This is a genomic window from Streptomyces sp. MB09-02B (assembly GCF_033794485.1).
Lineage (GTDB): Bacteria > Actinomycetota > Actinomycetes > Streptomycetales > Streptomycetaceae > Streptomyces.
Genome location: NZ_JARGEE010000384.1, coordinates 1 through 8,558, shown reverse-complemented (window position 1 = coordinate 8,558; position 8,558 = coordinate 1). Strand labels below are relative to the sequence as shown.

The window sequence follows — 8,558 nt, the reverse complement described above, 5'->3', positions numbered from 1 at the left end:
CGCCTCGGCCACGATCTCCTCCACGGTCTGCGCCCGCCGCACCACCGCGAACCGCATCCCGCCCTCCCCGGGCGCGTACCCGTAGATCCCGGGCCGGGGCAGGGAGTTGTACGCGTAGTGGTGCGCGAAGTAGTACGCGCCGGTGTCCAGCGCGGCCGCGTAGTCCCCCGGCTCGAACAACGGCAGCGAACGCCCCTCCGCCAGCAGATCCCCGGCGAAACAGGCGGGCCCCGCCACGTCCTGCGTCACCGCCGGCCCTCCCTTCACCCGCCCCTTCGCGTCGTACGCGGCGATCCGCAGCGGCCAGGACCCGGGCGCGTAGACCGTACGGGTCGCCACCTGCACCCCGGCATGGGTGACGGCGATGGCCCGCCCGCCCGCGCTCTTCGTGTACTCCACCCGCGCCACGACCGTCCCGTGCTTCGCCAGCAGCGACCTGCCGAACTCGGTCACCAGCCCGTACCGCCCGTCGAACAGCCCCGGCACCGCCTCCGCCAGCAGCCGCGCGTACTGCTCGTACGTCGGTGTCGCCGCCTCCGACGCGAAGTTCACCGGCAGCCCGCCGCCGATGTCGATCGTGTCGATCTGCCGCCGCCCGATCCGCCGGTTGATCTCCTCCGCCAGCTCGTACGTCTCCGTGATCCCCCGCGTCATCAGCGACAGCGGGATCCCCTGCGACCCGGTGTGCGCGTGCAGCCGGCTCAGCCAGGGCCGGTCCAGATACGCCCGTACGACCCACTCCCGGGCGCCCTCGTCCCGGAGCGCCACCCCGAACTTCGAGGTGGCCGTCGCCGTGGACAGCGCGTCGATCGCACCGCCGCCGACCTGCGGGTTCACCCGGATGCCGACGGGGGAGCGGGTGGCGGCGGACCGGACGAGTGCGTCGATGCGGTCCAGCTCCTGCGGATTGTCCGCGTTGACGGCGATGCCCAGCGCCAGCGCCTCCCGCAGCTCGGCCGGCGTCTTGGCGGGGGAGTCGAGCACGGTCAGCCTCGGCGGCACCCCGGCCGCCCGCGCCAGGGCCAGCTCCCCGGCGCTCGCCACCTCCGCGCCGATCCCCGCCTCGCGCAGCAGCCGCAGCACGGGCACCAGCGGCGTCGCCTTCACCGCGAACGCGTGCAGCACCGGCGTCCCCGGCGCCGTCACCGCGTCGAACGCCCTGCGCAGCGCCCCGGCGGACGCCCGGATCCCGGTCGCGTCGAGCAGCGCGACGACCGGCTCGCCGGGACCCAGCAGCCCCTGCTCCACCGCCGCCCGCACCGCCTCGTCCCGCCGCGCGGCCCGCTCGCCGTCGGTGTCGAACAGCCGCAGCGTGCGCTCGGCGTCCCCCTCGCCCCGCCGGCCGCCGGGCCGCTCCCCTTCGGTCCCGTTCGTCACGTCTCCCATCTCTTCCCCCGTTGTCGCGTCGTCGCCCGAGCCCATTGGGCCAGTGTGTCCAGACAAACACCCACGGCGCGCCGCCGCTGGCCCTACGGCTGTATTGACTAGCTCTATTCATCAAGTCAGGATGTGAATAGTTGCTGTAAACGAGGAGGCAGACCCGTGTCAGGACCCCGCCCCGTCAAAGCGCCGCGCGGTACGGAACTCAGCGCCCTGGGCTGGCAGCAGGAAGCCGCCCTGCGCATGCTCCAGAACAACCTCGACCCCGAGGTCGCCGAGCACCCCGACAAGCTCGTCGTCTACGGCGGCACGGGCAAGGCCGCCCGTGACTGGCGCTCCTTCGACGCCATGGTCCGCACCCTGAGGACCCTCAAGCAGGACGAGACCATGCTGGTCCAGTCCGGCCGCCCCGTCGGCGTCATGCAGACCCACGAGTGGGCCCCGCGCGTTCTCATCGCCAACTCCAACCTCGTCGGCGACTGGGCCAACTGGGAGGAGTTCCGCCGCCTGGAACAGCTCGGGCTGACCATGTACGGGCAGATGACCGCCGGTTCCTGGATCTACATCGGCACCCAGGGCATCCTCCAGGGCACCTACGAGACCTTCGCCGCCGTCGCCGCCAAGAAGTTCGGCGGCACCCTCGCCGGGACGATCACCCTCACCGCCGGGCTCGGCGGCATGGGCGGCGCCCAGCCGCTGGCCGTGACCATGAACGACGGCGTCGCGATCTGCATCGACTGCGACCCCCGCGCCATCGAGCGCCGCATCGAGCACCGCTACCTCGACGTCAGGGCCGACTCCCTCGACCACGCCCTCCAGTTGGCCGTCGAGGCCCGTGACGCCCGCCGCCCCCTCTCCATCGGCGTCCTCGGCAACGCCGCAGACCTGGTCCCGCAGCTCCTCGCCATGGGCGCCCCCATCGACATCGTCACCGACCAGACCTCCGCCCACGACCCGCTGGCCTACCTCCCGGTGGGCGTCGACTTCGACGACATGGCCTCCTACGCGGCGAAGGACCCGGCCGGGTTCACCACGCGCGCCCGCGAATCGATGGCCCGGCACGTCGAGGCCATGGTCGGCTTCCAGGACGCCGGGGCAGAGGTCTTCGACTACGGCAACTCCATCCGGGGCGAGGCCCAACTCGCCGGATACGAGCGGGCCTTCGCCTTCCCCGGCTTCGTCCCCGCCTACATCCGGCCGCTGTTCTGCGAGGGCAAGGGCCCCTTCCGGTGGGCGGCCCTGTCCGGCGACCCCGCCGACATCGCCAAGACCGACAGGGCGATCCTCGACCTGTTCCCCGAGAACGAGTCCCTGCACCGCTGGATCAAGATGGCAGGCGAGCGCGTCCACTTCCAGGGCCTCCCGGCCCGCATCTGCTGGCTCGGCTACGGCGAGCGGGACAAGGCCGGTGAGCGGTTCAACGACATGGTCGCCTCCGGCGAGCTGGCCGCCCCGCTCGCGATCGGACGCGACCACCTCGACTGCGGCTCCGTCGCCTCCCCCTACCGCGAGACCGAGGCCATGCTCGACGGCTCCGACGCGATCGCCGACTGGCCCCTGCTGAACGCGATGGTCAACGTGGCCTCCGGGGCGTCCTGGGTCTCCCTGCACCACGGCGGCGGCGTGGGCATGGGCCGCTCCATCCACGCCGGCCAGGTGACGGTCGCCGACGGCACCAAGCTGGGCGGCGAGAAGATCCGCCGGGTGCTGACCAACGACCCCGGGATGGGCGTCATCCGGCACGTGGACGCCGGGTACGACATCGCGGAGTCCGTCGCCGACGAGCGCGGCGTACGGGTACCGATGCGCGAGGGTGAGGACGCGTGACGGGAGGCGCCCACTCTCCGGAAGCGGGGGACGAGGCCTCGTCCGTGGGAAGCTCGTTCCACACCATGTGGCGCGAGCTGCTCCCCATCGGCCGGCACCCCGACTCCCACGGCTACCGACGGTTCGCCTGGACCGGGGCCGACGCCGAGTGCCGGGCCTGGTTCAGGGAGCAGGCCGAGGCGCGCGGGCTGACCCACGAGGTCGACCGCAACGGCAACCAGTGGGCCTGGCTCGGCGACCCCACCGCCGGGGACGCCGTCGTCACCGGGTCCCATCTCGACTCCGTGCCCGACGGCGGCGCCTTCGACGGCCCCCTCGGAGTCGTGTCGGCCTTCGCCGCGCTCGACGAACTCCGCGCCCGGGGCGCCCGGTTCGACAAGCCCCTCGCCATCGTCAACTTCGGCGACGAGGAGGGCGCCCGGTTCGGGCTCGCCTGCGTGGGGTCGAGGCTCGCCGCCGGGCAGCTGACCGTCGAGCAGGCGGGGCGGCTGACCGACGTGGACGGAGTCACGCTGCCGCAGGCCATGGAGGCGGCCGGGTACGACCCGGAGGGCATCGGACCGGACCCGGAACGGCTCGCCCGCATCGGCGCGTTCGTCGAACTGCACGTCGAACAGGGCCGGGCCCTGGACCTGTCCGGCGACGCCGTCGGCATCGCCAGCTCCATCTGGCCGCACGGCCGGTGGCGGTTCGACTTCCGCGGCGAGGCCAACCACGCGGGCACGACCCGGCTCGTGGACCGCCGGGACCCCATGCTGTCGTACGCGGAGACCGTGCTCGCCGCCCGCCGGGAGGCGCGGCTCGCCGGAGCCGTCGCCACCTTCGGCAAGATCTCCGTCGAGCCGAACGGCGTCAACGCCATCCCCTCCCTCGTACGCGGCTGGCTCGACTCCCGTGCCGAGGACCAGACGACGCTGGACACGGTCGTCGGCGCGATCGAGGAGGCCGCCCGTGACTACGCCCAGGCGCACGGGATCGAACTCGATGTCGTCCGTGAGTCCTTCACCCCCGTCGTCGAGTTCGAACACGCCCTGCGGGACGAGATCGCCCGCATCCTGGGCCGGGGCAGGGCCGAGCTGAAGGTGCCGGTGCTCGGTACCGGCGCCGGACACGACGCCGGGATCCTGTCCGGAACCGTCCCGACCGCCATGCTGTTCGTACGCAACCCGACGGGCGTCTCGCACTCCCCGGCCGAGCACGCCGCCGAGGACGACTGCCTGGCCGGGGTGACCGCGCTCGCCGACGTACTCGAAGGGCTGGCCCGCAGGTGACGGAGACGACCTACTGGCTCGAACACGCCTGGCTCGGCACGAACGTCGAGCCGGGCGTGACCCTGACCGTGGCCGGGCAGGGCTCGGCGAAGGCCGGCCGCATCACCGCCGTCCGCACGGAGACACCCACCCCGCCCCCGGGCGCGGTCGTCCTGCGCGGCCTCACCCTGCCCGGCCTCGCCAACGCCCACAGCCACGCCTTCCACCGGGCCCTGCGCTCCACCGTCCAGGTCGGCTCGGGCACCTTCTGGACCTGGCGCGAGGTCATGTACCGAGTGGCGGACCGGCTGACCCCGGACACCTACCACGCCCTCGCCCGCGCGGTGTACGCCGAGATGGCGCTGGCCGGGATCACGGCCGTCGGCGAGTTCCAATATGTGCACCACGCCCCCGGCGGCACCCCGTACGCCGACCCGAACGCCATGGGTGAGGCGCTGATCGAGGCCGCCGCCGAGGCGGGCATCCGGATCACCCTCCTCGACACGGCCTACCTCTCGGCCGGCTTCGGCAAGGCCCCCGACCACCACCAGCTCCGCTTCTCCGACGGCACGGCCGAGGCCTGGGCCGAACGCTGTTCAGTTCTCAAGGACCGGGATCACGCGCGGATCGGTGCGGCCGTGCACTCCGTACGCGCCGTGCCGGCGCGACAGTTGGCGACGGTCGCGCGATGGGCCGGGGAACGGCGGGCCCCGCTCCATGTGCACCTGTCGGAGCAGACGGCGGAGAACGACGCCTGCCACGCGGCACACGGGTGCACCCCCACCCGGCTCCTCGCCGACCACGGTGTGCTGGGCCCCCGCACGACCGGCGTCCACAACACCCACCTCACCGACGAGGACATCGCCCTCATCGGCGGCAGCGGCACCGGCACCTGTATGTGCCCCACCACCGAACGGGACCTCGCGGACGGCATCGGACCCGCCGTCGCCCTGCAACGGGCGGGCTCCCCGCTCTCGCTGGGCTCCGACAGCCACGCCGTCGTCGACCTGCTCGAAGAGGCGCGGGCGATGGAGCTGAACGAGCGGCTGCGCACCCGCACGCGCGGACACTGGACGGCGGCGGCCCTGCTGCGGGCTGCCTCCGCCGACGGTCACGCGGCGATCGGCTGGGACGACGCCGGCGCCCTGGAGACGGGGGCGCTCGCCGACTTCACGACGATCGCACTCGACTCCGTCAGGACAGCCGGGCCGCTTCCACGGCTCGGCGCGGAGACGGCTGTATTCGCCGCGTCGGCAGCAGACGTGTCGCACACGGTGGTGGGAGGTCGGCACGTCGTACGGGACGGGGCGCACGCGCTCGTACCGGATGTGCCGAAAGCTCTCGCGGACGCCGTCGCAGCACTGCGCGGATGACCCGCGCCGGACCAGCCGTGCGCCCGGCCTCCGACCCCGACCCCGACCCCGACCCCGATCCCGATCCAGACCCAGATCTCGATCCCGAACCGACCGCCGACCAGGCAACCAAGGACGCCATGAGCAGCCCGACGACCGACAGCCCCGCCCACTCGGCGAGCACCGCCAGCACGCTCATCACCAACATCGCTGCCCTGGTCACCAACGACCCCTCCCTCGGATGGGGGTCCCCCCGCTCGAGTAAATTCGAGAGTGGGGGAGGATCCCCCCTCGGACTGATCCAGGACGCAGCCGTCGTCATCGACGGTGAACGCATCGCGTGGACCGGTGATCAAAGCAAAGCACCCGCCACTGACAATCGGGTCGACGCCGGTGGGCGGGCGGTGATCCCGGGCTTCGTGGACTCCCACTCCCACCTCGTCTTCGCGGGCGACCGGACCGCCGAGTTCAACGCCCGTATGTCCGGCCGCGCGTACAGCGCGGGCGGCATCCGTACGACCGTCGCCGCCACCCGAGCCGCCTCCGACGAGGAACTGGAGGCCAATCTCACCCGTTACCTCCGCGAGGCCCTACGGCAGGGCACGACCACCTTCGAGACCAAGTCGGGCTACGGCCTGACCGTCGAGGACGAGGCACGGGCGCTGCGCATCGCCGCCCGGCACACGGACGAGGTGACGTACCTCGGCGCCCACATCGTCTCCCCCGACCACGCCGAGGACCCCGCCGCCTACGTGGCTCTGGTCACCGGCGAGATGCTCGACGCCTGCGCCCCGTACGCCCGTTGGATCGACGTCTTCTGCGAGAAGGGTGCCTTCGACGGGGAGCAGGCCCGCGCGATCCTCACGGCCGGCAAGGCCAGGGGCCTGCACCCGCGCATCCACGCCAACCAGCTCTCCCACGGCCCCGGCGTCCAACTCGCCGTGGAACTGGACGCGGCGAGCGCGGACCACTGCACCCACCTCACCGACGCCGACGTGGACGCCCTCGCCAACAGCCGTACGGTCGCCACGCTCCTCCCCGGCGCCGAGTTCTCCACCCGCGCCGAGTGGCCGGACGCCCGGCGCCTCCTCGACGCGGGCGTCACCGTCGCCCTCTCCACGGACTGCAACCCGGGGTCGTCGTTCACCTCGTCCGTCCCCTTCTGTGTCGCGCTCGCCGTGCGGGACATGGGGATGACGCCGGACGAGGCCCTCTGGTCGGCGACGGCCGGGGGCGCGCGGGCGCTCCGCCGCGACGACATCGGCCGCCTCACGCCCGGCGCGTACGCCGACCTCGCGCTGCTGGACGCGCCCAGCCACGTCCACCTCGCCTACCGGCCGGGGGTACCCCTGGTCATGGGCGTATGGCGCAGGGGCGCACGCGTGGCGTGACCGGTATGACCGGCAGGACCGGCGAGGCAGGCGCGGTGGCGGGGCAGGCACGGTGGCGGGGCAGCACGGGCGGTGCCCGCTGTCAGTTGTGGACCGGCCCGGCACCCGCGCGCCATCGTTGTCCGTCGCGCCCGGACACCTCGGCGAAGGCGACGGAGCCGAGCGCGTCCGGGGTGACGGCGTGCCCCGGTGCGACCGCCGGGCGGATCATCCCCCGGGAGTCGACATCGAAGCGCAGGTTGTCGCCGTTGTCCCCGTCGAGCGAGTCGCAGTCCCAGACGCCCACACCGTCGTCGGTCGCCCCCCGGCTGTCGAGGCACAGGTCGGGATCGGCGAACGACTGGAGGGCGTCCCGGTGGGAGTCGACGCGCCAGCGCTGGGTGGCGCGCGAGGAGCAGGTGGCCGTGACGACGTCGGTGCCCTTCACCAACTCGCCCCGGATGTCCAGGCACAGGCCCGACGCGACGTTCACCACCTGGGTGTAGGCACCGTTCAGCGGGGGCCCGTACGGCAGCGACGGCTTCGGGGGACCCGACGTCGACGGACTCGGGCTCGGGCTCTTCGTCGGCTGCTCCTCCTCAGGAGGCTGCGAGGGGCTCGCGGTCTCCGAGGGGGTCGGGGACGGCGTCGGGTTCGGCGGAACGGTCGGGGTCACCGCGCCGGAGGGAGGTACGGCGGGCGTACCTCCGGAGCCCGCCTCGTCGTCGGACGAGCCGCCCGAGCCCGAGAACACGAGGAACGCCAACAGCGGCGCCAACGCCACGCCCAGCGCCACCGAGGTCAGCGCGACCCGGCGCGACGACGACCACTTGGCCCCCGACGCCCCGGCCTCGCCCTTCCCACCAGCCAGGCGCGAGGACCGGCTCCGGCCCACGCCTCGGGCCCCACGGTCGCGCACTCCTCCAGCCCCCGCACCGACGACGCCCGCATCGAACCCCGGCCCGCCGCCGATCCCGGCAGCCGCCCCGGCCACATCCGACACCCCGGCCCTGCCCGTTCGCCCTGCGGGGCCTGCCGGGTCGGCCCCGGAACCGGCCGAGTCGCCGACGCGCGCGTCGGAGTCGGATCCGGTCCCGTCCCACGGGTCGGCCCATGCCTCCGCGCCGCTCCCCGCGACGCCTTGGTCGGCGGCGCCGGGGCCCGCCCATGGCTCCGCTCCGGTCGGCATCCGGGCCCGGTCGTCGGCGCCGGACCCGAGCCACGCCCCGGCCCCGGCGCCGACGACCGGGCCCGGATGCCTTGCTCTTATTACAAACTCCACGGCCCCGAGCCAGGCCGAAAACCACTATGCACGCTACTGCTTTAGACACAAAAACCAACGTCGACAACAAGAGCATACAACCGAATGAGGACACAAT

General features: G+C 73.2%; 6 protein-coding genes. 4 read left to right on the top strand and 2 right to left on the bottom strand.

Translation table 11 applies throughout. The features are described 5' to 3' along the window. The coding region (locus P1P70_RS35285; RefSeq protein WP_319245119.1) for a diaminopimelate decarboxylase at positions 1–1,386 on the bottom strand (1,386 nt) is incomplete at its 3' end. 156 nt (positions 1,387–1,542) lie between these two features. Between P1P70_RS35285 and hutU the strand changes: the two genes are divergently transcribed. The 4 genes from hutU (at position 1,543) to hutI (ending at position 7,200) form a co-directional block, all read left to right on the top strand. Beyond that, on the top strand, positions 1,543–3,207 hold the full coding sequence (gene hutU, locus P1P70_RS35280) for a urocanate hydratase (RefSeq protein WP_319245118.1): 1,665 nt from the start codon (positions 1,543–1,545) through the stop codon (positions 3,205–3,207). A 65-nt stretch (positions 3,208–3,272) separates the two neighbouring features. Next, on the top strand, positions 3,273–4,478 hold the full coding sequence (locus P1P70_RS35275; RefSeq protein WP_319245121.1) for an allantoate amidohydrolase: 1,206 nt from the start codon (positions 3,273–3,275) through the stop codon (positions 4,476–4,478). After that, positions 4,475–5,830, top strand: a complete 1,356-nt coding sequence (locus tag P1P70_RS35270; RefSeq protein WP_319245117.1) for a formimidoylglutamate deiminase — start codon at positions 4,475–4,477, stop codon at positions 5,828–5,830. Before P1P70_RS35275 ends, P1P70_RS35270 begins: the two co-directional genes overlap by 4 nt. Further along, positions 5,827–7,200, top strand: coding sequence for an imidazolonepropionase (hutI, locus tag P1P70_RS35265; RefSeq protein ID WP_319245116.1), 1,374 nt, complete (start codon positions 5,827–5,829; stop codon positions 7,198–7,200). The genes P1P70_RS35270 and hutI overlap by 4 nt, the downstream gene beginning before the upstream one ends. Positions 7,201–7,282: 82 nt before the next feature. Here the strand turns inward: hutI and P1P70_RS35260 are convergent, their stop codons facing one another. After that, positions 7,283–8,368, bottom strand: a complete 1,086-nt coding sequence (locus tag P1P70_RS35260) for an RICIN domain-containing protein (RefSeq protein WP_319245115.1) — start codon at positions 8,366–8,368, stop codon at positions 7,283–7,285. Between the last annotated feature and the right edge of the window lie 190 nt (positions 8,369–8,558).